The sequence below is a fragment of the Burkholderia sp. BCC1988 genome (genome assembly GCF_905339895.1).
Classification (GTDB): Bacteria; Pseudomonadota; Gammaproteobacteria; order Burkholderiales; family Burkholderiaceae; genus Burkholderia.
This window is the reverse complement of record NZ_CAJPHA010000010.1, coordinates 34,197-56,497: the sequence shown is the minus strand read 5'-3', so window position 1 is coordinate 56,497 and position 22,301 is coordinate 34,197. Positions and strand designations below refer to the sequence as shown.

Below are 22,301 nucleotides of genomic sequence, written 5' to 3'. Positions count from 1 at the left end.
TCACGCCCAGCCACCCCGCATCGCGTCGAGATATTGACGGACGGCGACCAGGTCGCCGACGTTGCCGGCGAGCATCCGGTCGAGCGCGCGCTTGCCGCCGAACGGCGCGGCGTCGTTCGGCCGCTTGACCCAGGTGTCGGCCGCGGCCGGCTGCGGCAGCAGGATCTGCAGCGCCTTGTAGATGCCGAGCAGCAGCGATAGCCGCTCGAGCGTATCGCGCGGCAGGCGCGCCGATTCGGGCGACGCCTTCCACTTGAAGAACGTCGAGCGGCCGGGCGAGCCGAGCAGGACGATCTGTTCGTCGATCGTCAGCTCCCAGTCGCGCGCGATGTTGAAGAACGCGCGCAGGCCCGCCGCCGACATCTGCGCGACCGAAGCCTGCCGCGGGGCGGAATGCGGATCGAAGGCGGGCTGTGACATGATCGTTAGTCTCGAAACGAATTTACTAACAAGATTAGTCCATTTTCGTATTTTTGCAAGGGTCGTCCCCCGACGTACCCGCATTCCTCCCGAGGGATCGATATTTTTTGTCCATTCTGGACTGCGATTTTATTTTCTGCGTTAATGTCCGTGCGGACAGCGTACCGGGATGCGGTGCGTCGCCGCAGCAACCGTGTCGCCCAGAACCGGATAGACCACGCCAAGGAACCACCATGAAGAGACTGATTGCCGCCGTTTCGATCGCCCTGCTCGCGGTATCGGCAGGCCCCGCCGTCGCGAAGGACTGGACCACGCTGCGCTTCGGCACCGACGCCAGCTACGCGCCGTTCGAATCGAAGGCGCCCGACGGCAAGCTCGTCGGCTTCGACATCGACCTCGGCAACGAGATCTGCGCACGGCTGAAGGCGAAATGCGTGTGGCTCGAGAACGATTTCGACGGAATGATCCCGGCGCTGAAGGCGAAGAAGTTCGACGCGGTGCTGTCGTCGATGTCGATCACGCCGCAGCGTGCGGAACAGATCGGCTTCACGACGAAGATCTACAACCAGCCGACGCGGCTCGTCGTGAAGAAGGGCTCGCCGCTGCTGCCGACGGCCGAATCGCTGAAGGGCAAGTCGATCGGCGTCGAACAGGGCACGACGCAGGAAGCGTATGCGAAGGCGTACTGGGCGAAGCAGGGTGCGAACGTCGTGTCGTACCAGAACCAGGACGGCGTATACGCGGACCTGACGTCGGGCCGCCTCGACGCCGCGCTGCAGGACGAGGTGCAGGCCGCGATCGGGTTCCTGAAGTCGCCGCGCGGCGCGGGCTACCAGTTCGTCGGGCCCGAACTCGTCGACGAGAAGGTGCTCGGCATCGGCGCCGGTATCGGGCTGCGCAAGGAAGACGCCGACCTGAAGGCGAAGATCGATCGCGCGATCCTCGACATGGTCAAGGACGGCACCTACAAGCGGCTCGCGTCGAAGTACTTCGACTTCGACATCTACGGCGGCTGAAGCGGCGCCGCGCGCGCACGGGTGCGATGCCCGTCGCGCGCGGCCCGACCGCCCCTCCCCTGCTCGCCGGACGGCGACGCCTCCCTGACGTCTGCCGTCGCACCGGTTTCATCGTCCGTATCGCGCAACCGGATGCCGCACGTCATTCCCATGGCAAACGGATCGCCTGCGCTGGCGACCGCAGGCGCTCGACGTCGTCAATAAGCGAAGACCGGGCGCCGGGGTATCGGCGCCCGCGTGCACATCCCCATGCGGACCGGATTGGCGAGCGGGAAAGCACCGGCCCGGCGCGGATGACCGGGTATCAGCCGGATCCGCCTCGCACCGGGCGCGGAGAGGTGGCCTGTCGACGCGTGCCGGCCGGCAGCAAGGTGCGCGGTCGACCGGCGATGGGTCGAATCACCGCGATCGCGGCCTGCCGGCCGCGGCGTGTTGAGATCGTTCATTTTTCTACCCCGTATTCGAGTCGTTGCTTGTGCCGGCAACCGGACACCGCCGGTGCTCCGACGATCCGACGACGACGGCCCATGCCGCCCGGAACGGGGCCATGCTGCCCGTCCGGCCGTCATCCCCGCGGACTGCGTCCTAGCCGGTTCTCGAATGGTTCGCTGCCGAACCGGCCGGACGTCGCGTCGTCGACTCTCGCACCCCAACCTGTGCAAGGAGCGCGCCAGCTTCGTTCGGGGCCGGCGGCACAAGCCTTTCATCGGACCAGTGCGCGGCCCGGTCGGGCGGGACATGCCGGACGTTGCGAAACTGAAACATGCCGGGCGCGAGCGGCCTCGGTCGCGTGGCGGCAACGCCTTGCCGGACAAGGCGCACGGACGAGCCGGAAAATTTTCCCGGCGCGGGCCGCGCGTCGCCGCCCGCGTTTGCCGGGGCTTTTTGCACAGCCGCCGGCAGGAAACGTTTCACGCCCTTTACATGCCGCCGGACGCCCGCGCACGGACCGGCCGCGGACGCTTCCGGGCCGCCTTCAGCCGACTCGCTGGTGGTCGGCGTCGTCGGGCGGCGAGCCGTCCTTCCCGCCGTTGTCGCCGGAGTTGTCGTGGTCGTTGAGTCCGTGCTCGATCATCATCCGGTACAGCGTCACGCGCGAGATGCCGAGTTCGGCGGCGGCCTTGTTGATCCGGTGATCGTTGCGCAGCAGCGCGTTCTCGATCGCGACGCGCTCGGCGAGCGAACGCGCCTGCTCGAGGGTCACGGGCTCCGTTTCACCCGGAACCTCGAGCCCGAGATCGTGCGGTGTCAGCAGCCGGCTCTCGGCCATCACGATCGCGCGGCGCACCCGGTTGATCAGCTCGCGCACGTTGCCGGGCCACTCGTAGCGGCGCATCGCGTCGAGCGCGGCCGACGTGAAGCCGCTGATCTTGCGGCCGCTGTCGCCCTTGAATTTCTGCAGCACGTAATGCGCGAGGATGTCGATGTCCTTGCCCCGCGCGCGCAGCGGCGGCTCGTGAATGCGCAGCACGCAGAGCCGGTGATAGAGGTCCGCGCGGAAGCGGCCGGCTTCGACCGCGCCGTCGAGGTCCACGTGCGTCGCCGAGATGATCCGCACGTCGACCGGAATCGATTCCTGTCCGCCGAGCCGCTCGATCTTCCCTTCCTGCAGGAAACGCAGCAGGCTCGCCTGGCTTTCGACCGGCATGTCGCCGATTTCGTCGAGAAACAGCGTGCCGCCATTCGCCGATTCGATCCGGCCCGCGCGCCGCTGGTTCGCGCCGGTGAACGCGCCGCGCTCGTAGCCGAACAGTTCCGACTGCAGCAGGTGATGCGGGATCGCGCCGCAGTTGATCGCGACGAACGGCCCCTTGCCGCGTGCCGAGCGCTCGTGGATCGCGAGCGCCGTCAGCTCCTTGCCGGTGCCCGACTCCCCGGAGATGAACACGCTCGCGTCGGTTTTCGCGACCTTGCGGATCGTGCTGAACAGCTGCTGCATCGCTTCGCAGTTGCCGATCATCCCGTGCTCGCCGATCGATGCCGCGTATGCCGCGCCGTCGACGCGATCGAGCGCGGCCATCCCGCGCGCGTGGCCGAGCACGTGCGAAATCCATTCGTACGGCAGCGGCAGCGTCACGTAATCGAAACAATAGCTGCGGATCAGTTCGCGCACGGCAGCGCCGATCGTGATGCCGGCCTGCGCGACGGAAATCCAGCCGATCGCCGGCTGGCTCAGGCACGCCTTCAGCGCGGGATAGTCGCGCGACGTGAAGCCCGAGAAATCGATGAGCCCGGCGGCGACGTTCACGCCGGACGTCATGTTCTGCGCGGCGCCGGCCGTCTTCGCGACCGAGATATCCCAGCCGAGCCCGCGCAGTTGCGCCAGCAACGGCTCGTCCGGCGAACGCATGATCACGAACAGCTTGCGTCCGGCCTCGGGAGCGGTGACGGATACGAGCGGCGTCTCGGACGCCGCCGTCCCGCTTGCGTCGGGTGACCTTGCAACCATCGTTGTTCCCCGCTTGGCGTTGGTATCGTGCGCTGGCTCGCCGCCGCGTCCGACGGACGTCGATCGAACCGACATATTGGCCGCATTTTCGTCCGAATAAAATCCCCCCGGGGAATAATCGCGTGCCGGGCGAACCCTTTCATGAACGGTATATCGACGCCGCCGACGCGCGGCTAGATGGGTGTTATCCCGGTGGCGCGGCGGGCGCGAAGCGAGGCCGGACCAATCGCGAACACCCGACGCCGCGCCGGTGCTGGCGCGCGGGGACGGCACGCGAGGCCGGGCACACGGGATCGGACCGGCGGCACGGGCCGGCACGCCCGGTCCGCCGCACCGGCCCGGTACCCGCAACCGTTTCCGCTTGATGCCGGTCAATCGTCGGATAAAACGGGGACGATGCAGGAATGCAACACGCGCCGGGCAGCGCGGCGACCGGGTCAGCGTCCCGATGCGAGCGGCGCGAGCGCGTTGGCGCGACCACGGCCGGCCGACGCGCCGTCGTGTTCACCGTACGCGGCGACGATCGCGTCGACCCGCGCGAGGTGATGGCGGTTGTCGCGGTCCCACGGGTGGAAGCCGGGCCGGAAAAAGCTCAGCCACTCGCCCGCGATCCGCGGAAACAGCCCACGACGCGGCCCGTACAGGAACGCGAGCATGCGCAGCATGCCGCGCACGCGATGCTCGATGTCGCGATCGCGCGACAACAGCGTCGCGTGCAGCAGGAACACCGTCGGCCAGAACGTCAGCGTCGTCAGCAGATAGACGCCGATGCGGATCAGATAACGGCGCAGGCCCGGCTTCATCGCGACGTTCCAGACGTCGAACGACACGGCCTTGTGCTCGGTTTCCTCGAGCGCGTGCCACACCCACATCTGACGGTAGCCGTCGACCGAGCCTTCGAGGCGCGTCGGATCGCGCAGCAGCCAGTCGGCGAGCATGGCCGTGTAGTGCTCGGCGGCGACCGTATGCGCGAGCTGCACCGAATGCGGCAGCTTGCGCTTCATGTAACCGAGCACGGTCCAGATGCGCTTGTCGAGCTTGCGCGCGGGCAGGCGGTTCGCCTGCATCAGCTCGTTGTATTCGACGTGCTCGCGCGTATGCATCGCCTCCTGCCCGATGAAGCCGAGCACCTGCCGCTTCAGCACCGGATCGTCGATCCGGTCGCGATAGTGGCGCACGGAATCCATGAAGAATCGTTCGCCGGCCGGAAACAGCAGCGAAAGCGCGTTGAAGAAGTGCGTCACGTGCGGGCCGAGCCCGTGCCAGTCCTTCGCGCGTTCGACCGGCAGGTCGAAGCGCAGGTCGCGGCGCACCGGCATCACCTCGGCCGCGGTGGCGGAAGCGGCTGACTTCATGTTCGTCGTTCTCCTTGTTTCCGGGCGGCTCGGCCGGCCGTTGCGAGCATTGCGGCTGTGCCGGCGTGGGCCCGGGCAGCGCATCGCGCAACGCCCAAATCTTGACATCGATAGCTGTAAAGATAGGCGCCGGCCGACGCCGCGCGCAAGCCGCGCGGTAGATGCGCGCTTCCAAACAGGGCACAGTCGGCAACGTGACAAAAGCGACGTTCGGGCGGCGTTCGGGCGGGTCGCGATTCGAACGCGCGCAACCGCGCATAACCGGCAGGCGGGCGACGCACGCGCGAATCGCAATCGGCACGCAAGTCCCGCGCGACGGGCGTTTTGCGGAGTGGCGCGGCGGCGTTCGATGCGACGCCGAGCGGCCGGATAGCGCCGATTCATACGCGTGCGGCGTTCGCGCGGTGCAACTCCTTCGAGCCGGTCCGGGAACAATTCAAACATGCGTTCCATTCGTGTGTAGCGCGAGATGCGCGAGCGCCGCCGCGACCGGCGCGCGACAGGCACGCGGCCGTGCCCTCGCCGCCTGCGGCGGCCCCCTGCGCGCTCGCCTACAATAGCGGTTTTACCCAACCCCTTTCAGGAGAAGTCATGTCTGTCACCACGACCGCATCGGGCCTCAAAATCGAAGAGCTGACCGAAGGCACCGGCGCGGAAGCGCAAGCCGGCCAGACCGTCAGCGTCCACTACACGGGCTGGCTGACCGACGGTCAGAAATTCGACTCGAGCAAGGACCGCAACGACCCGTTCGCGTTCGTGCTCGGCGGCGGCATGGTCATCAAGGGCTGGGACGAAGGCGTGCAGGGCATGAAGGTCGGCGGCGTGCGTCGCCTGACGATCCCGCCGCAACTCGGCTACGGCCCGCGCGGTGCAGGCGGCGTGATCCCGCCGAACGCGACGCTCGTGTTCGAAGTCGAACTGCTCGCCGTCTGACGACGCCGGCCGACGTCCTTCCGATGGAACGCATCCCGTCTCCCGCCATCGCGCTGCGCCGTTACGACACGTGCGAAGCGTCCGACGTGCACGACTTTCACCAGGTCGTGCTCGGCGTCGACGGCGCGATGGTGATGGCGGTGGACGGCGTCGGCCAGCGCATCGACCGGCACGCGGCCTGGCTGATTCCGGCCGGCTCGCGCCACGATTACGCGGGCCTCGGCGACAATCGCCAGCTCGTGCTCGACCTGCCCGCCGCGTCGCTCGCGGTGCCGCAGCGGCTGTTCGACAGCGCGCGTGCCGTGTCGATCGACCCGGCGCTGAAGTCGCTCGTCGCGCAGGTCGCGACAGCGGCCGCGCAGCTCGACGGCCCGGCCGGCGACATGCGGCACGCGCATCGCTTCCAGTGGCAGGCCGCCGCGCGTCTGTGCGACGCGCTACTCGGCGACGCCAGCCTCGCCGCGCCCGCGTCGGGCCTGGATTTCGCGCGCATCGACCGCTGGCTGCGCGCGCGGCTCGCGGAGCCGCTGCGCATCGCCGATCTCGCCGCGCACTGCGGCTACGGGATGCGCCGGTTTCACCAACTGTTCGTCGACGCGTTCGGCGAAACCCCGCATCGCTACCTGCAGCGGCTGCGGCTCGACGCCGCCGTCGTGCTGCTCGCCGACGGCCGCCATCCGCTCGTCGACATCGCCGGCCTGGTCGGCTTCGCCGACCAGAGCACCTTCACGCACGCGTTCACGAAACGCTTCGGCGTCGCGCCGGGGCGCTGGCGCGGCGAGCGGCACTGAGCGGCCAGACGCCACCCGTTTTCCTGCAATAGCGAACGCGATTGCGCCGATCGCGCCCATGCGTCATGGCCGGATGGTCTTAGACAGGCGTTGTCATCGCGCGCGACATCGTGGCGCGCATGAAAGCGGTGCGCATCGGGCGGGGTCTGCAGCCGCTTGAACGGGACTCTCGGCCGCCACCGGGCGCGCGACCGATGCGGCGACGCCGCGCAACGGTAAAGACGCGGTCCTTGCGTCGCACGGCGTCCTGGGCACGGCGTCTGGGGTCATCACGTCCGGGATCATCACGCCCGTATCACCCCCGCTCGTCGCCCACCTTCCGCACGACCGTATCCGCCGCCTTCAGCGGCCGACCATCGTCGTGCCGCAGTGCGAGCCTGCGGATCGCACGACCCGTCTTGCGCTCGACCAGGACCGAATGCGGCTCGCCGCGCTCGAACAGGTTCGCCTCGCCCCACTGCCGCAGCATCACGATCACCGGAAACAGCCCCTCGCCCTTCTTCGTCAACGCGTACTCCTGATACGCGCTGCCGTCCGACGCGGGCACGACGTCGAATACGCCCGCGTCCACCAGCATCCTGAGCCGGTCCGACAGGATGTTGCTCGCGACGCCGAGGCTCGCGCGGAAATCGCCGAACCGGCGTACGCCGTCGAACGCGTCACGCACGATCAGCAACGCCCAGCGATCGCCGACGATATCGGTCGCCCGTGCCACCGGGCACGGCGAATCCGCAAGACTTTTCTGCCTGGCCATGTTGTTCTCCGCTGTCGCGCCGGTCGCCTTCGCACGCGCCCGGCACGTCGGTGCGCGGACCCGCTGCCCGCCGCCCCACAAGTTGCATTTTAAAACTACTTTTCCTACACTCACACTGATTTCAAATTGCAACTACTTAAGCGAGTGCGAGGCAGCCCATGGAATCGTCTTGTCGTTCGGGAACCGTCGCGTCCAGCGCGACATCGCGTGCCGCGCGCCCGGCCGATCGCGCGCGCGTATCCACGGCGCTCGTCGCGCTGCTGGCCGTCTGCTGCGCGGCAAGCGTCGCAAACGTGTACTACGCGCAGCCGCTGCTCGATTCGATCGCCCGCGATTTCGGCGTATCGCAGGCGGCAGTCGGCGGCGTCATCACCACGACGCAGCTCGGCTGCGCGCTCGCGTTGCTGTTCGTCGTGCCGCTCGGCGACCTGCTGAACCGCAAACGCCTGCTCGCCGTCCAGCTTCTGCTGCTGACGGCGGCCTGCATCGGCGTGGCCACCGCGTCGACGCGCGTCGCGTTGCTGGCGGGCATGGTCGCGGTCGGGCTGCTCGGCACCGCGATGACGCAAGGGCTGATCGCCTGCTCGGCCGCGCTGGCGGGGGCCGGCGAGCGCGGCCGCGTGGTCGGCGCGGCACAGGGTGGCGTCGTGATCGGCCTGCTGGCCGCACGTTCGCTGGCGGGTGTCGTCACGGATATCGCCGGCTGGCGTGCGGTCTACCTGGTGTCGGGCGCACTTGCGATCGCGATGCTGATCGCGCTGGCGCGGCTGTTGCCCGATGCGGACGCGCCGCGCGAGCGCATCGGCTACGCAGCGCTGCTCGGTTCGATGGTCACGCTGCTGCGCAACGAGCGCGTGCTGCGTGTGCGCGGGGCGATCGCGCTGCTGATGTTCGCGGCATTCAGCATCTTCTGGAGCGCGCTCGTGCTGCCGCTGAGCGCGCCGCCGCACGCGATGTCGCATACGCAGATCGGCGCATTCGGGCTCGTCGGCGCACTGGGTGCGGCGGCCGCCGCGCGCGCGGGCCGGCTCGCGGATCGCGGGCTCGGCGAAGCGACGACCGGCGCCGCGCTCGCACTGCTCGCATGCTCGTGGCTGCCGCTCGCGTTCACCGGTACGTCGATCGCGCTGCTGGTCGTCGGTATCGTGCTGCTCGACGTCGGCGGGCAGGCCGTCCATGTCGTGAACCAGAGCATGATCCTCGGCGCGCGGCCCGATGCGCATGCGCGCCTCGTCGGCTGCTACATGCTGTTCTATTCGATCGGTAGCGGACTCGGCGCGATCGCGTCGACGATGACGTATGCGCACGCGGGATGGATCGGTGTCTGCGGGCTCGGCGCGGCGGTCAGCGCGGCCGCGTTCGGCGTATGGGCCGTGACGCTCGGGCGTGCCTGAACGACGCGTGTCGAGCCCGGCGCGCGAGCCACAGCATGCCCGGCTTCGAACGACAAAAACCGGCTCGCCCGGATCGGGCGGCCGGCCTGCGAACCGGACGTGTATGCCGGCTCGACCGTCGCGACGACGCGTCGCGTTCGCTTACCCCGCCGCCTGGATCGCCTCTTCGTACACGCCGGCGACGCGTCGCGCGATCACCGCGTTGTCGAAATGGTCGCGCGCGTAGCGCTTGCACGCCGCTTCGTCCGGCAACGCGATCGCGCCCGACAGCGCGCCGCCGAGCCCCTCCGCGATCGCGTCCGCGCCCGTCGACGGCAGCACGAGGTCGTTGGACAGCCCGGCGACCGCCTCCGGCAGCCCGCCGACCGGCGTGACCAGCACCGGCGTGCCGGACGCGAGCGATTCGACGGTGATCAGCCCGAAGCCTTCGAGCGCGACGGTCGGCACGACGCTGACCGTCGCCGCGCGGTACAGCGCCGCGAGATGGTTGTCGGGCACGAAACCGAGCAGCTTCACGTTGTCCTGCAGCCCGGCTTCGTCGATGCGCTGCTGCAGTTCCTCGCCGATCTTGCCCTTGCCGGCGATCAGCAGCAGCACGTCCGGGTGACGTTGCTTGACGAGGCCGATCGCGTCGATCAGGTCTTCCAGCCCCATGCGCCGCACGAGCCGGCGCACGGCCAGCACGATCGGCCGGTCCTGCGGCAGTTGCAGCTTGTGCCGCGCCTCGGCCGGCGTGAGCGGCGTGTCGAACTGCGCGGTATCGACGCAGCCGGGAATCACGCGCACGCGCGACGGATCGATCCCGTAGCGGTTCGTCAGGATCTGGCCGAATGCCTGCGACAGCACGATCAGGCGCGACGAGCGCGTATAGACGGCCTGTTCGAGATAGCGCTTCGCGCGCTGCCCGAGCGATGCGGCGCCCTCGACCTGGCTTTCGTCGGCCCACGGCCCCTGGAAGTGCGACACCTGCGGAATCCCGCGCGTCACGTCGAGCCCCGGGAACGTGTACAGCGCGAAGTGCGACGAAATCACGTCCGGCCGCTCGCTGCGGATCTCGTCGCGCAGCGCGCGGCGCGCGGCGAGCATGCGGCGCGCGAGCGGCTGCGACGCAGGTCCGAAGCCCTGGATCGCACCGCCCGTGTCGTCGGCGACCTTCGGCGAGCCGGCGACGAGCCCGCGCACCGCGACGCCCGCGCCCGGCAGCGCGCCGACGAGCGAGTAGTACATCCGGTCGAGGCCGCCCGCGCGTTCGGGGAACCAGTGCATGCCGATTTGCAACGATTTGATCGGCCGGGAAGATTGAGACGTCACGGTTGCTCCTGCGTGATTGCATGCTCGACCCGCTCGAAGGCGGACGGCTGCGTGGGTTGGCCGATGCGCCGGTAAAGCGCGACGTACTGGGCGCCCATGTGGGCCCAGCCGAAACGGGTCATCAGTTCGCGGGCCGCGTCGCCCATCGCGCGACAGGTGTCGCGCGACGCCGCGAGCGCGCCGATCGCCTGCGCGAGCGCGACCGGATCGTCCGGGTCTTCCAGCACGATCCCGCAATCGCGCGTGATGATCTCCGCGCCGCCGGCGGTGCGCGCGGTGACGACCGGCAGCCCGGCCGCCATCGCTTCCAGCAGCGACAGGCTCATCGCTTCGTAGCGCGACGGAAACACATACGCGTCGACCGAGCGCATCAGCGTCGGCATGTTCTTCACGAGCCCGAGGAAATGCACGCGCGACGCGATGCCGAGCGCGCGCGCCTCGTCCGGATACGGGCTGCCGGGCAGATAGCCGGCCACCGCGAGATGGACGTTCGCCGGCAGCTTCGTCAGCGCCTTCAGCACGGTGCCGAGGTTCTTGCGCGGCGTGCGCAGGTCGCCGACGAACAGCAGCAGGAACGCGTCGCCCGGCAGCTTGAACGCCGCGCGATCGGCCTGCGCGCCCGCGAACGCGCTGCCGTCGACGCCGTTGTAGATCACGCTGATCTTGCGGCTGTCGATGCCGAGCCCGGCGATCTCGTCGGCCACCTTCTGCGACACGGCCGTGATCGCGCGCGAACGCTTGTACGCCCAGCGCTCGAGCGCCGTATTCACGCGTGTATAGACGTACTGGTACGCCGACCACAGCCCCTTCGTCGGGCCGAACGGATAGTACGGACTCTTGAACCAGCCGCCGTGCACGAAGTGCGCGGTGTTCACGTCGGCCTTGATCCACGAGATGAAGCCGTTCACGTGCAGCACGTCGTATTCGCCGCGATGCGCGCGCAGCCAGGCCGCGCTCTTGAGCGCGAACACCTGCTGCTTGACGAGATTCGACGGCCAGAAGCCGCCGACCTTGACCGGCACCCAGCGCACGCGCGGGTCGGCCAGCAGCTCGGGCGCGACGTGCGACGCGACCAGCGTGACCTCGTAGTGTTCTGCCAGCGCCGCGCGCGCGATTTCGTAATTGACGCGGCCCTGCCCGTCGTTATGTCGCACGACGTGCGTGACGATCGCGATTCTCAATGGTCGCCTCCCCGTGAACGCGCGGCGGCCAGCAGGCGCTGTGCCTTTTGCCAGTGCGCCGCGGATAGTATGGAAAAAATGGCCGTGAACAGCAGCAGGCCGCCCGTGCCGATCAGCGAGTTCGTGAACACGAGCATCGCGAACACCGACAGGCACAGGCTCAGGCATGCGCCGACGAACTTGTCCTTGCGCAGCTTGAACGCCGCGCGCAGCGTGCGGGCGAGCAGCATCACGACACCCGACAGGTACAGCAGCGTGCCGGGCCAGCCGAGCACGAACGGCACGTTCATCACGCCGCTGTCGAAGCTGCCGTACTTGCCGAGCTCGCCGCTGTCGCTCGACAGCTTGGTGGACGCGCCGGTCGCGCCCATCCCTTCGCCGGCGACGTCGGTGAACGCCGTTTGCGCGAAGGTTGCGTAGAACTTGTTGCGGTCGTCGTAGCTGCGGTCGTCCTTCAGGTTCGTGATCGACTGCAGGCGCGCGCCGAGCCGGTCGGCCACCGGCCCGACGGTCAGGAGCGGCACGCACAGCCCGACCAGCACGACCCCGCTGATCAGGATCCGCATCCGCACGCGGTTGCTCGACTGCACGAGCTGGATCGCCAGCGCGATCACCCAGCCGCCCCAGGTCGAGCGCACGAGACACAGCGCGAACGACACGAAGCCGGCGGCGCCCGCGAACCAGCGGACCTTCTGCGGCGCCGCGAACACGAACACCAGCGCGCCCATGATCGCGAACGCGAACGGCCCCGACGAGTTCATCGTGCTGAAGACCCGCACGCCGTACGGCACCGGCTCGCCCTGCGAACCCATGTCCGAGCCGATCATCCACAGCACGTCCCACTGCGGCATCACGAAGTACTGCACGACCCCGTACACGCCCATCACGAGCATGCCCCACATGAACGTGGACAGCAGCACGTCGCGGTACTCGGGATAGTCGCGCGCGTTGACCATGATGTGAAAGCCGATCAGCACCGGGTACACCCAGTTCGCGAGGTCGTAGGTCGCGGCCATCACGCCGCTCGACACGATCCCGACGAGGTACGCGTACGTCAGCCCGAACAGCATCAGCAGCACGGGAATCCCGCGCCGCTGGGCAAGCACGCGGTAATGCCTGAGCAGCCCCAAGCCGGCGATCATCGTCACCGCGAGCGGCGCGACCTGGATCAGGCTCGTCGGCGTGAACGCGCCCTTCGACCAGTCGGCGAGACGCCGCACTTCGGGGCTCAGGAACCACACCCACCACATGAAGCCGACGTAGCGCGCCGGGCTCTTGAAATACAGCCAGATGCCGACCGCGATCGCCAGCACCGGAAACGCGAGCGTCAGCACCTTGCCCTGGTGAATGGCGATCAGCGCAGCGGTCAACGTCCACAGCCCGGCCTGCCCGACCCAGTGCTTCGGTTCGGGTAACCGGCTGCGGCTGCGCGACGGCGCGCGTTCGGCGGCAATCGTACTCATCGATCCGCCCTCACCGCGACGACGGGCGCGAATCCGCGAGCGGCATCGCGAGACCGGCGGCCGCCGGCGTGCGACGCCGGCGCAGCAGGTCGCGCGTGATCCGCACGTGCTGCTCGGCGAACGCCTGCGTGGTCAGGTCGCGCTCGCGCAGGCACGCGGCCGCGGCACGCGCGCATTCGAGCGCGGCGGCCGGATCGGCCACGAAGCGATCGGCGGCCTGGCGCATCGCCGCTGCGTCGAACGCCGGCACGTAGGCGGCCGTGTCGTGCGGGAAGTAGTCGCTGAGGCCGCCGACGTCGGACACGATCATCGGCTTGCCGACCGCCGCCGCCTCGAGCATCACGGTGATGCCCGACGCATGGAAGTTCGGCCGCAGCGGCACGACGATCACGTCGGCCCATGCGTACAGCTCGTGCTGCTTCGCGAGGCCCGATGCCGAGCCGATCTTCACGTTCGGCGCATGCCACTCGCGCGGTACGCGGCGGCGCGTCGCGAGCCGCACGTCGTAGCGCTCGTCGCCGCCGAACGCGGCGAGGAACGTGCGCCAGTCGCGGTCGCGGTCGTTGCCGATCGCGGCAATCCGCAGCGGCCGGTTCGGCTTCCATTGCTGCGGGTCGGCCGGCGGGAAGTCCTGCGTGTTCAGCCCGTAGTAGACGAACTCGGCCTCGCGCCCGAGATAGCGGCGGCACAGCTCGGCGTTGTCGCGGGCGAGCGTCGTCAGCGCGTCGGCGCGCGCGAGCAGCTTGCGGTACAGCCAGCGGCGCGGGCCGCCGAACGTGTTCCACTTGTCGAACAGCCACACGCTCTGCGCGAGCAGCAGCGGGCGCTTGCCCTGCGCGCCGGCGAGCTTCAGGACCAGCGCGGCGGCGAGGTGCTCCTGCTCGGTGTGCGTCCAGATCACGTCCGTGCTCAGCAGCGCGGCGCGATTGCGCCACGCGTGCACGACGTCGAAGCCGAGCGCCGCCTTCAGCGCGCGGCGCGCGAGGCTCGCGACGCGGTTCTCGCGGCGGTCCTGCGAATAGGTCAGCCGGAATTCGTCGGATTCCGCGTGGTGATAGCCGTACAGGCAGCCGATGTTCTCGCCTTGCCGATAGGTACGCGGATCGGCACCGTAAAACAGGTGAACGTGAACCTTCGTCGAAGTCATGTCAGCCTCCGCCGGGCCGTCGGCTGCACCGACGGGCAAGCTTCAGGGAGCTGGAGGGGCTGCGCCCCTCCAGGCGAATCAAATGAGCGCGGGAGTCGGACCATTTCATGTCCTTCGCGGGTGGCCGTGCATCGTGCGCGCGGCCCGTTCAAGACGTCACCGGCGGCATCGCCGCACGGTGGGGGGCAAGATTCGCGCGGCGCGCCTCGCGCGCGCCGCGGCGCACCGCGCGCCAGTGGTCGCGCACGCGGTCGCGCCGCGCGGTGTGCAGCGACAGCAGCACGTGCGCGAAGCCCGGGTAGACGCGCGTGCCGACCAGCGTCCACCACCACCACGCGATCTCGCGCCGCAGCGGCGGCAGATGCTCGCGCAGGATCAGGTGCAGGTTGTACGCGCCGTTGCTGATCGCATTCAGCGACGCGGCGTCGCGCCGGTCGTCGTCGAAACGCTCGGCCGGAAAATGGTCGACCGCGATCGCCGGGTCGTAGACGAGCTTCCAGCCGTCGCGCTGCACGTGCATGCTGAAACCCATGTCGTTGTGCACCTGCGCACCGGCGCCGCGCAGCCGCGTGTCGAAGCGCAGCCGCTCGATCGCGGCGCGGCGGTAGCTCATGTTCGCGCCCTTGAGCATGTCGACTTCGCGCGCGCCGCCGACGCCCAGGTGATGGTTGCCGACGATCTTGCCGGACAGCGTGAGCTGGCCGACGAGTTCGCGCGATTCGTCGAGCACGCGACCCTTCTCGTGCACCCAGTCGCGGCCGCCCACCGCGCCGACGCGCGGGTCGGCGAGGAACACGGCCTCGATGCGCGCGAGCCAGTCGGCGTGCGGCGCCGCGTCGTCGTCGGTGATCGCGACGATGTCGCCGTGCGCCGAGTCGAGCCCCTTGTTCAGCGCGGCGACCTGCCCCGGCGCGTCGACCGGCACGATCCGCAGCGGCAGCGCGCCGCCGACCGACGGATCGGCGAGGCGCTCGTGCGTGGCATCGTCCTCCGGGCGCGCGACGACGATCACCTCGTCGGGCAGCCGCGCCTGGCGCTGCAGCGCCAGCAGGCAGCGCGCGAGGTCGGCGGGACGCCGGTAGGTCGGAACGAGCACGGAAATTTTCATCGAAGGTTCTCCAGTCGGCCGGGCCGATGCGGCTCGCGCCGGCCCGGTTTCGTGCAATGCGGTCAGGCGCTCAGGTATTCGTGGACGGCCGCATAACCGCGGCCGTAGCCGCGTGCCTTCGGCGGCACGCCGTTGAAGATCCCGCCTTCCAGATCGACGCCCGCGGTGCGCAGGCGCTTGATCGCGTCGGCGATCTCGCCTTCGGTATGCATGCCCGAGCGCAGCACCAGGAAGGTCGCGCCGGCCATGCGGCCGATGATGGTCGCGTCGGTCACCGCCAGCACCGGCGGCGAGTCGATCAGCACGACGTCGTAGCGCTTGCCGAGCCCTTCGAGGTATTGCGGCAGACGGGCCGACATCAGCAGTTCCGACGGGTTCGGCGGGCGCGTGCCGGCCGAGATGAACGACAGGCCCTGCACCGGCGTCTCGCGGATCGCGTCCTCGAGCGACGACTGGTCGCTCAGCAGCTCGGACAGGCCCGGCTGCGCGGTGAGGCCGAAGTAGCGGTCGAGCATGCCGCGCCGCATGTCGGCGTCGACCAGCAGCACACGCTTGCCGGAATGCGCGAGCAGCACCGCGAGGTTGACCGTCAGGAAGCTCTTGCCGATGCCCGGCGTCGGGCCGGTCAGCACGACCACGCGGCTCTTCGCGTCCATCATCGCGAACTGCATCGCGGTGCGCAGGCTGCGCATGCTTTCGACGCTCAGGTCCTTCGGACGCAGGCTCGCGAGGATCGGCCGCGCGCGGCCGCCGCCCTTCTCGGCCATGGCGTCGAGCTTCACCTGCTCGGCGCTTTGCGGCACCAGCCCGTACAGCGGCAGGTTGAACGTGCGCTCGACGCGGTCCGGATCCTCGATGCCCTGGAACAGGTTGCGGCGCAGGAACACGATGCCGGTGCCGAGGATCAGCCCGAGGAACACCGCCGCCGACAGGATCAGCACCTTCTTCGGCTTGACCGGATCGCCCGGGCGCAGCGCCGAATCGACGAGGTGGATGTTGCCGCCCGTGCCGGCCTTCTGCACCGACAGCTCCTGCACGCGGTTCAGCAGCAGCACGTAGATGTCCTCGGCCACCTTCGCGTCACGCTGGAGCTGGACGGCCTTCACTTCGGTGGCCGGCAGGCTGCGGAAGCGGTTGCTGAACTTGTCCTTCTCGCCCTGCAGTTCCGCGAGCTGCTGCTTCGCGGCGATCACCATCGGGTGCGAATCGGTGAAGCGCTGCGCGAGCGACGCGAGCTGCAGGCGCTGCGCGGCGATCTGCTGCTCGTACTGCACGCTGCCTTCGAGGTAGACCTTCGCCTCGTCGCTCGCGTTGATCGAGCCGGACGTGCGCTGGTACTGCGTCAGTGCGGCTTCCGCGCGCTCGAGGTCGGACTTCAGGCGCGGTTCCTCGCCCTTCAGGAAGTCGAGCATCTTGGTCGCTTCGGCCTGCTTCGCGATCACGTGCTGGTTCAGGTACGACTGCGCGAGCGCGTTCGCGATCGCGGCGGTCTGGTCCGGGTCCTTGCCTTCGAGCGAGATCTGGACGACGCCCGTCTGCTTGCCCTGCTCGGACACCTGGATGCCCGACTGGAAGCCGGTGATCGCATCGAGATCGTTGTAGCGGACCACCGTGAATTGCGTGCCCGGACGCGCGACGAGCTTCTGCACGAGCAGCGTCACGCCGCCTGCCTGCTCCGATTCGCCGACACGGCCCGACAGAAGACGGTTGCCGTTCTGGTCGACCAGCGTGTAGGTGCCGTTCGGGCCGGCCGTCAGCGTCAGCTTCTTGCCTTCGAGCGCGGGCACGACGTTGATCGTGTCGATGTCGGCGACTTCGCCGCCCCATGCGTACGAGCGCAGGCCGAACCACGCACGCGCCGGTTCGCCCGGCGTCGCGACGCGCGCGGCCAGGCTGCCGAGCACCGGCAGCGTCTTCGGCGCGACCGAGAAGTTCAGCTTGAACTGCTCGACGACCGGCGCGACGACGCCGCGGCTCTTGATGATCTCGATTTCCGCTTCGGTCGGCGCCTGCTGCGGACCGCTGTTGATCATCGCGCCCGTCTGCGTCTGGGTGAGCGCCTGCGACGTGTTGTCGTTGCCCTCGACCCGCACGTGCACGTCGGCCTGATAGACCGGCTTCGCGATGTAGCAGTACAGGCCGGCCATCGCGATGACGGTCACCGCGATGCCGAGCAGCAGCCAGATGTCGTCCATGAGCACCTGGAGCAGCTGGCCGAGGACGACGTCCTCTTCCTCGGTTTTCGCGGTCAGATCCGCGTAGGAGTGTTTCGCTTGCGTGTTCACCATTCGTTCCCGCTTGAGTGGTGCCGGGGGGCAGGCGCCGCCCCGGCGGGCTATCAGCGCGTGATTTGCCGCATGTAGAAGATCGTCTGGATCGTCGGCAGCACCTGCTGCAGCACACGGTTGAACTGCACCGAGCCGGCCGTGCTGACGTAGACGACGTCGAGCGGCTGGAGCGGGAAGCGGCTCGACAGCATCAGCGCATCCGGCTGCGTCATGTCGAGGCGGAACACTTCCGGCTTCGTCGGGTTGTCGCGCATCCCGCGCATCACGTAGATCTTGCGCGGGTTCGCATCGGTGTCGAGGATGCCGCCGCCGGCCGTCAGCGCATCGGCGATGGTCAGCTTGCCCTTGAGCATCGGCACGGTGACCGGCGTCTTGACCTCGCCCATGATGAACACGCGGCTGTCGCTGCGGTCCGGCACGTTGACGATGTCGCCCGGCTGCAGCATCACGTTCTGCTTCACTTCGCCGCGATCGAGCACGCCGTTCGCGTCGAGCGTGTAGAGCTTGCCGTCGCGCGTCAGGCGCACGCGCTGCAGGTCGGCCTCGTTGGTCGAGCCGCCCGAGCGCGAGATCGCGTCGACGAGCGTCAGCGGCACGTCGCTCACCGCGAGCGGGCCCGGCTGCTTCACCTCGCCCGTCACCTGCACCTTCTGGCTGCGGAACGACAGCACGCGCACGTCGAGCTGCGGATTCTTCACGTAGCGCGCGAGGGTCGATGCCATCTGCTCGCGGATCTGCGCGACCGTCTTGCCCGCCACGCGGATGCGGCCGACGAACGGGAAGAAGATCGTGCCGTCGGCGGCGACCGTCTGGCCGTATGGATCGGCCTGGCCCGGCAGCGCGGTCGTATACGGCTGCTGCAGCGCGCCCGCGACCGACTGCGTCGTGTTGCCGCCGCTCGAGAACGACTGGCCCTGCGGCGTCGTCAGCTCGGGGTGATCCCACACCGTGACGCCGAGGATGTCCTGCGGACCGACGCGGTACACGTACTCCGACGGATCGGTGTATCGGCCCGGCGGCAGCGGATGCTCGACCTGCTGCTTCTGCAGCTGATCCATCACCAGCTTCGCGTCGATGTAATGAACCGGATAGGTTTCGGCCTGGCCTTGCCGGCCTTCGTCCTTCAGGTTCGACGAGTCGAGATAGTTGCCGGGCGCGCTCGCGCAGGCCGACAGGAATGTCGTCATCGCGACGGCGAGCGCCAGCGGGCGCATGGGACGTTTCAGCATAGTTTTTGCAGCCATCCTTGAACCAGACGTTCGATCAATGAGTAGCTCTCGCGATAGTCGGCCTCGGGGCCGCCATGCGGATCCGCGATCTCGGCGTCCTCCCACTTGCCCAGCAGGTGGACCTTGCCGCGCGCGAACGGATCGACCGCCTCGACGGCCTTGATCTGTTCGCGCTCGCTGACGAGAATCAGGTCGGCGTCGCGCACGATCCGGCGCGACAGCCGCCGCGAACGGTGCGTCGTCGCATCGACGCCGCGCTCGGCGAGAAGTTGGCGCATCACCGGATCGATGCCGTCGCCGTCGTTGGCACGCACGCCGGCGGAGTGGAACGTCACGCGCGGGCCGCCACGCGACGCCGCGTGCGACTTGAACAGCAGTTCCGCCGCCGGGCTGCGGCAGACGTTCGCGTGACAGACGATCAGGATGTTGCGGAACATGGCGTCTCGATTCGGTAACGGGTAACGACGGGTAACGGCAACGCGCCGGTTACGCGTTCGCGCGCGCGGCGCCCGGCACGCGCGCGGCGACGGCCTGGCGCGAGCCGGGGCGGCCGATCGGGTGGTATTCGATGCCCTGCTCGCTCATCGTCTCCGGCTCGTACAGGTTGCGGCCGTCGAAGATGACCGGCGACTTCCACAGGCGGCCGAGCGCGACGAAATCCGGGCTCTTGAATGCCTTCCATTCGGTGACGATCACGAGCGCATCGGCGTCGCGCGCGGCCTGCGCCTCGTCGTCGACGAAGCTGAGGCGCTCGAGCCAGCTCGGGTGATCCGCGAGATCGAGCGCGAGCACGCGGCGCGCTTCCTGCTGCGCGACCGGGTCGTACGCCGCGATGCGCGCGCCGCGCGACAGCAGCTCGGCGATCAGCTCGCGGCTCGGCGCTTCGCGCATGTCGTCGGTGTTCGGCTTGAACGCGAGACCCCAGATCGCGAACGTGCGACCGGTCAGGTCCTCGCCGAAGCGAGCGACGATCTTGTCGGCCAGCACGCGCTTTTGCGTCGCGTTCACCGACGACACGGCCTTCAGGATCTGCAGCGCCTGACCGTGCTCGTCGGCGGTGCGGATCAGTGCCTCGACGTCCTTCGGGAAGCACGAGCCGCCATAGCCGCAGCCCGCATACAGGAAGTGATAGCCGATGCGCGGATCGGAGCCGATTCCGCGGCGCACGGCCTCGATGTCGGCACCGAAGCGGTCGGCCAGGTTCGCGAGCTCGTTCATGAACGAGATGCGCGTCGCGAGCATCGCGTTGGCCGCGTATTTCGTGAATTCGGCCGAACGCACGTCCATGTACAGCGTGCGCTCGTGATTGCGGTTGAACGGCGCGTAGAGCTTCTTCATCAGCTCGCGCGCACGCTCGCCCGGCACGTCGTCGTCGCAGCCGATCACGATGCGGTCCGGCCGCGTGAAATCGTCGACCGCCGCGCCTTCCTTCAGGAATTCCGGATTCGACGCGACCGAGAACATCGGCGCGTCGCCGCCGCGCTTCGCGAGTTCCTCGGCGACCGCCGCACGCACGCGCTCGGCCGTGCCGACCGGCACCGTCGACTTGTCGACGATCACCTTGAAGCCTTTCATATAGCGGCCGATGTTGCGCGCCGCCGCGAGCACGTACTGCAGGTCGGCCGAGCCGTCCTCGTCGGGCGGCGTGCCGACCGCGATGAACTGCACGTCGCCGTGCGCGACCGCGGCCTCGATGTCGGTCGAGAAGCGCAGGCGGCCGGCCGCGCGATTGCGCGCGATGACTTCCTTGAGGCCCGGCTCGTGGATCGGCACGCCGCCGTTGTTCAGGATGTCGATCTTCGCCTGATCGACGTCGAGGCAGAACACGTCGTGCCCGATGTCGGCGAGACAGGCGCCGGTGACAAGACCTACGTAACCGCTGCCGATGATAGTCAGATTCATGATGTGTCGGACCTCGTGACCAATGATTCGAAATTCGTGAAACCGGGGTGTCCGCGCGCGTTGCGCGTCAGTAAGCGTTGCTGCCGGTGAAGCCTTTCCAGAGCGTCAGCACGACGATCTTGATGTCGAGCCAGAACGACCAGTTCTGCATGTAGTACAGATCGAGCTTCACGCGTCCCATCATCTTCTCGATCTGGTCGGTCTCGCCGCGAAAGCCGTTGATCTGCGCCCAGCCGGTGATGCCCGGCTTGATCCGGTAGCGGAACATGTAGCCCTTCACCAGATCCTTGTAGATGTCGTCGTGCGCGAGCGCATGGGGCCGCGGGCCGACGACCGACATCTCGCCCTTCAGCACGTTGATGAACTGCGGCAGTTCGTCGAGGCTCGTGCGGCGCAGGAACCGCCCGACCGGCGTCACGCGCGTGTCGTTCTTGGTCGCCTGCGTGACCTGTCCCGCGACTTCGTGATGCACTTTCATCGAGCGGAACTTGTAGATCTCGAACTCGTGCCCGTCGATGCCCTTGCGCTTCTGGCGGAAGAACACCGGCCCGCGCGACGTGAACTTGATCAGGCACGCGATCAGCACCATCACCGGCGCGAGCGCCGTGAGCGCCGCCAGCGCGAACAGCCGGTCGAACACGAACTTCGGCAGGATCCGCACGTCGGTGATCGGCGACGCCGCGAGATTGATAGCCGGCACGCCGAGCACCTCGACCACTTCCTGGTTGAAGAACGACAGCGTGCGCACGTCCGGGATGAAACGGATATTCACGAAGTCGTGGCGGAACACCGTCACGATCTGGTGAATCCGGCGCTCCTCCGTGATCGGCAGCGTGAGCCACAGCTCGCTGATCGCGCGGCTGCGCACCAGCCACACCAGCGATTCGAACTGCCGCTCGATGCGCACGTCGTCGAGCGCGACTTCGCCCGGCGCTTCGCTTTCGTCGTATACGCACACCGGGTTGAAGCCCGCTTCCGGCCGCGCCCGCATCTGCGCGATCAGCCGCCGCGCCGCCGGCGTGCCGCCGACGATCGCGACCGCCTTCAGGTTGTAGCCGCCGCGGCGCAGTTGTCGCAGCACGACGTGCACGCAGGTCTTCGAGCCGGCGAGCAGCGCCATCGTCACGACCGCCCAGTAACCCAGCCACAGCCGCGACAGGTCGCCCGACTGGTGAAAGCTGAAGCTCATCAGGATGCCCGCGAGCTCGACCACCAGCCACGCGAACGCCACGCGCCCCACCAGCCCGACGAGACGCTTGCCGCGCCACGACTGGTAGATGCCGATGGCCGGAAAGAACACGACCACCAGCAGGCAGTCGAACAGCACCGTCGTGCGCTGCAGGTCGTTGAGCCAGATGCTGCCGCCGTGCAGCGCGGCGGCGATCAACGCCCCCAACACGACCATCGCGATATCGATGACTCTCGCCAGCACGCTCAACATGTCCGCTTCCTCTTTGAACAGGCGTTTGCCGAACAGCTCCTCGTGCAGCCCGTGCCGCACCTTCGATTCAAACGTTGCATGACGCTATTGAAGCGGTAAGAAAATCCCTTCTCAAGCGC

18 protein-coding genes are annotated in these 22,301 nt (G+C 68.5%); 4 read left to right on the top strand and 14 right to left on the bottom strand.

The genetic code is table 11. The features are described from left to right. Complete coding sequence (locus tag U4012_RS16140; protein WP_044846587.1) at positions 1 to 420, bottom strand: MbcA/ParS/Xre antitoxin family protein; 420 nt, start codon at positions 418 to 420, stop codon at positions 1 to 3. Positions 421 to 653: 233 nt separating this feature from the next. Between U4012_RS16140 and U4012_RS16135 the strand changes: the two genes are divergently transcribed. Further along, positions 654 to 1,436, top strand: a complete 783-nt coding sequence (locus U4012_RS16135; protein WP_044846588.1) for an ABC transporter substrate-binding protein — start codon at positions 654 to 656, stop codon at positions 1,434 to 1,436. Between the two features lie 976 nt (positions 1,437 to 2,412). On the opposite strand, the gene U4012_RS16130 is transcribed toward U4012_RS16135, so the two are convergent. Together U4012_RS16130 and U4012_RS16125 are read right to left on the bottom strand one after the other, a co-directional pair. Then, a complete protein-coding gene (locus U4012_RS16130; protein ID WP_321799878.1) occupies positions 2,413 to 3,885 on the bottom strand; it encodes a sigma-54 dependent transcriptional regulator in 1,473 nt (490 codons plus the stop codon). A 437-nt stretch (positions 3,886 to 4,322) separates the two neighbouring features. Further along, on the bottom strand, positions 4,323 to 5,240 hold the full coding sequence (locus U4012_RS16125; protein WP_321799876.1) for a metal-dependent hydrolase: 918 nt from the start codon (positions 5,238 to 5,240) through the stop codon (positions 4,323 to 4,325). A gap of 591 nt (positions 5,241 to 5,831) precedes the next feature. Here U4012_RS16125 and U4012_RS16120 point away from each other — a divergent pair. After that, on the top strand, positions 5,832 to 6,173 hold the full coding sequence (locus tag U4012_RS16120) for an FKBP-type peptidyl-prolyl cis-trans isomerase (protein WP_044846591.1): 342 nt from the start codon (positions 5,832 to 5,834) through the stop codon (positions 6,171 to 6,173). 23 nt (positions 6,174 to 6,196) lie between these two features. Continuing rightward, positions 6,197 to 6,964 carry an AraC family transcriptional regulator gene (locus U4012_RS16115; RefSeq protein ID WP_321799873.1) on the top strand — a complete coding sequence of 256 codons (768 nt, stop codon included), beginning with the start codon at positions 6,197 to 6,199 and terminating at the stop codon, positions 6,962 to 6,964. A gap of 295 nt (positions 6,965 to 7,259) precedes the next feature. Here U4012_RS16115 and U4012_RS16110 read toward each other — a convergent pair whose 3' ends face one another. Then, positions 7,260 to 7,718 (bottom strand): helix-turn-helix domain-containing protein, encoded by a 459-nt coding sequence (locus U4012_RS16110; RefSeq protein ID WP_321799871.1) that lies wholly within the window; start codon positions 7,716 to 7,718, stop codon positions 7,260 to 7,262. Between the two features lie 158 nt (positions 7,719 to 7,876). Here U4012_RS16110 and U4012_RS16105 point away from each other — a divergent pair, with 158 nt between their 5' ends. Beyond that, positions 7,877 to 9,112 carry an MFS transporter gene (locus tag U4012_RS16105; protein WP_321799869.1) on the top strand — a complete coding sequence of 412 codons (1,236 nt, stop codon included), beginning with the start codon at positions 7,877 to 7,879 and terminating at the stop codon, positions 9,110 to 9,112. 141 nt (positions 9,113 to 9,253) lie between these two features. Here U4012_RS16105 and U4012_RS16100 read toward each other — a convergent pair whose 3' ends face one another. The 10 genes from U4012_RS16100 to U4012_RS16055 all read right to left on the bottom strand — a co-directional run bounded on the left by U4012_RS16100 (position 9,254) and on the right by U4012_RS16055 (position 22,182). Next, positions 9,254 to 10,378 carry a glycosyltransferase family 4 protein gene (locus U4012_RS16100; RefSeq protein WP_044846595.1) on the bottom strand — a complete coding sequence of 375 codons (1,125 nt, stop codon included), beginning with the start codon at positions 10,376 to 10,378 and terminating at the stop codon, positions 9,254 to 9,256. A gap of 41 nt (positions 10,379 to 10,419) precedes the next feature. Continuing rightward, positions 10,420 to 11,604 carry a glycosyltransferase family 4 protein gene (locus U4012_RS16095; RefSeq protein WP_321799867.1) on the bottom strand — a complete coding sequence of 395 codons (1,185 nt, stop codon included), beginning with the start codon at positions 11,602 to 11,604 and terminating at the stop codon, positions 10,420 to 10,422. Continuing rightward, a complete protein-coding gene (locus U4012_RS16090; RefSeq protein ID WP_044846597.1) occupies positions 11,601 to 13,067 on the bottom strand; it encodes an O-antigen ligase family protein in 1,467 nt (488 codons plus the stop codon). The genes U4012_RS16095 and U4012_RS16090 overlap by 4 nt, the downstream gene beginning before the upstream one ends. 10 nt (positions 13,068 to 13,077) lie before the next feature. Next, the gene (locus tag U4012_RS16085) at positions 13,078 to 14,214 is read right to left on the bottom strand and encodes a glycosyltransferase family 4 protein (protein ID WP_124571624.1); all 1,137 of its coding nucleotides are present in this window, start codon (positions 14,212 to 14,214) and stop codon (positions 13,078 to 13,080) included. Between the two features lie 148 nt (positions 14,215 to 14,362). Beyond that, positions 14,363 to 15,322, bottom strand: a complete 960-nt coding sequence (locus U4012_RS16080) for a glycosyltransferase family 2 protein (protein ID WP_321799862.1) — start codon at positions 15,320 to 15,322, stop codon at positions 14,363 to 14,365. A 62-nt stretch (positions 15,323 to 15,384) separates the two neighbouring features. Continuing rightward, positions 15,385 to 17,610, bottom strand: a complete 2,226-nt coding sequence (locus U4012_RS16075; RefSeq protein ID WP_321799860.1) for a polysaccharide biosynthesis tyrosine autokinase — start codon at positions 17,608 to 17,610, stop codon at positions 15,385 to 15,387. A 50-nt stretch (positions 17,611 to 17,660) separates the two neighbouring features. After that, positions 17,661 to 18,839, bottom strand: a complete 1,179-nt coding sequence (locus U4012_RS16070; protein ID WP_044846601.1) for a polysaccharide biosynthesis/export family protein — start codon at positions 18,837 to 18,839, stop codon at positions 17,661 to 17,663. Next, on the bottom strand, positions 18,833 to 19,276 hold the full coding sequence (locus U4012_RS16065) for a low molecular weight protein-tyrosine-phosphatase (RefSeq protein ID WP_124486461.1): 444 nt from the start codon (positions 19,274 to 19,276) through the stop codon (positions 18,833 to 18,835). Before U4012_RS16065 ends, U4012_RS16070 begins: the two co-directional genes overlap by 7 nt. A gap of 49 nt (positions 19,277 to 19,325) precedes the next feature. Continuing rightward, positions 19,326 to 20,741: a UDP-glucose/GDP-mannose dehydrogenase family protein gene (locus U4012_RS16060; protein WP_321799856.1), complete on the bottom strand. Its 1,416-nt coding sequence runs from the start codon at positions 20,739 to 20,741 to the stop codon at positions 19,326 to 19,328. 67 nt (positions 20,742 to 20,808) lie between these two features. Continuing rightward, on the bottom strand, positions 20,809 to 22,182 hold the full coding sequence (locus U4012_RS16055; protein ID WP_257770606.1) for an undecaprenyl-phosphate glucose phosphotransferase: 1,374 nt from the start codon (positions 22,180 to 22,182) through the stop codon (positions 20,809 to 20,811). Positions 22,183 to 22,301 lie beyond the last annotated feature (119 nt).

Excerpts from the sequence above, each read along its gene's own strand:
- U4012_RS16140 (WP_044846587.1), bottom strand. The coding sequence starts at position 420 with ATGTCACAGCCCGCCTTCGATCCGCATTCCGCCCCGCGGCAGGCTTCG.
- U4012_RS16135 (WP_044846588.1), top strand. The coding sequence starts at position 654 with ATGAAGAGACTGATTGCCGCCGTTTCGATCGCCCTGCTCGCGGTATCG.
- U4012_RS16130 (WP_321799878.1), bottom strand. The coding sequence starts at position 3,885 with ATGGTTGCAAGGTCACCCGACGCAAGCGGGACGGCGGCGTCCGAGACG.
- U4012_RS16125 (WP_321799876.1), bottom strand. The coding sequence starts at position 5,240 with ATGAAGTCAGCCGCTTCCGCCACCGCGGCCGAGGTGATGCCGGTGCGC.
- U4012_RS16120 (WP_044846591.1), top strand. The coding sequence starts at position 5,832 with ATGTCTGTCACCACGACCGCATCGGGCCTCAAAATCGAAGAGCTGACC.
- U4012_RS16115 (WP_321799873.1), top strand. The coding sequence starts at position 6,197 with ATGGAACGCATCCCGTCTCCCGCCATCGCGCTGCGCCGTTACGACACG.
- U4012_RS16110 (WP_321799871.1), bottom strand. The coding sequence starts at position 7,718 with ATGGCCAGGCAGAAAAGTCTTGCGGATTCGCCGTGCCCGGTGGCACGG.
- U4012_RS16105 (WP_321799869.1), top strand. The coding sequence starts at position 7,877 with ATGGAATCGTCTTGTCGTTCGGGAACCGTCGCGTCCAGCGCGACATCG.
- U4012_RS16100 (WP_044846595.1), bottom strand. The coding sequence starts at position 10,378 with ATGCACTGGTTCCCCGAACGCGCGGGCGGCCTCGACCGGATGTACTAC.
- U4012_RS16090 (WP_044846597.1), bottom strand. The coding sequence starts at position 13,067 with ATGAGTACGATTGCCGCCGAACGCGCGCCGTCGCGCAGCCGCAGCCGG.
- U4012_RS16085 (WP_124571624.1), bottom strand. The coding sequence starts at position 14,214 with ATGACTTCGACGAAGGTTCACGTTCACCTGTTTTACGGTGCCGATCCG.
- U4012_RS16080 (WP_321799862.1), bottom strand. The coding sequence starts at position 15,322 with ATGAAAATTTCCGTGCTCGTTCCGACCTACCGGCGTCCCGCCGACCTC.
- U4012_RS16075 (WP_321799860.1), bottom strand. The coding sequence starts at position 17,610 with ATGGTGAACACGCAAGCGAAACACTCCTACGCGGATCTGACCGCGAAA.
- U4012_RS16070 (WP_044846601.1), bottom strand. The coding sequence starts at position 18,839 with ATGCTGAAACGTCCCATGCGCCCGCTGGCGCTCGCCGTCGCGATGACG.
- U4012_RS16065 (WP_124486461.1), bottom strand. The coding sequence starts at position 19,276 with ATGTTCCGCAACATCCTGATCGTCTGTCACGCGAACGTCTGCCGCAGC.
- U4012_RS16060 (WP_321799856.1), bottom strand. The coding sequence starts at position 20,741 with ATGAATCTGACTATCATCGGCAGCGGTTACGTAGGTCTTGTCACCGGC.
- U4012_RS16055 (WP_257770606.1), bottom strand. The coding sequence starts at position 22,182 with ATGTTGAGCGTGCTGGCGAGAGTCATCGATATCGCGATGGTCGTGTTG.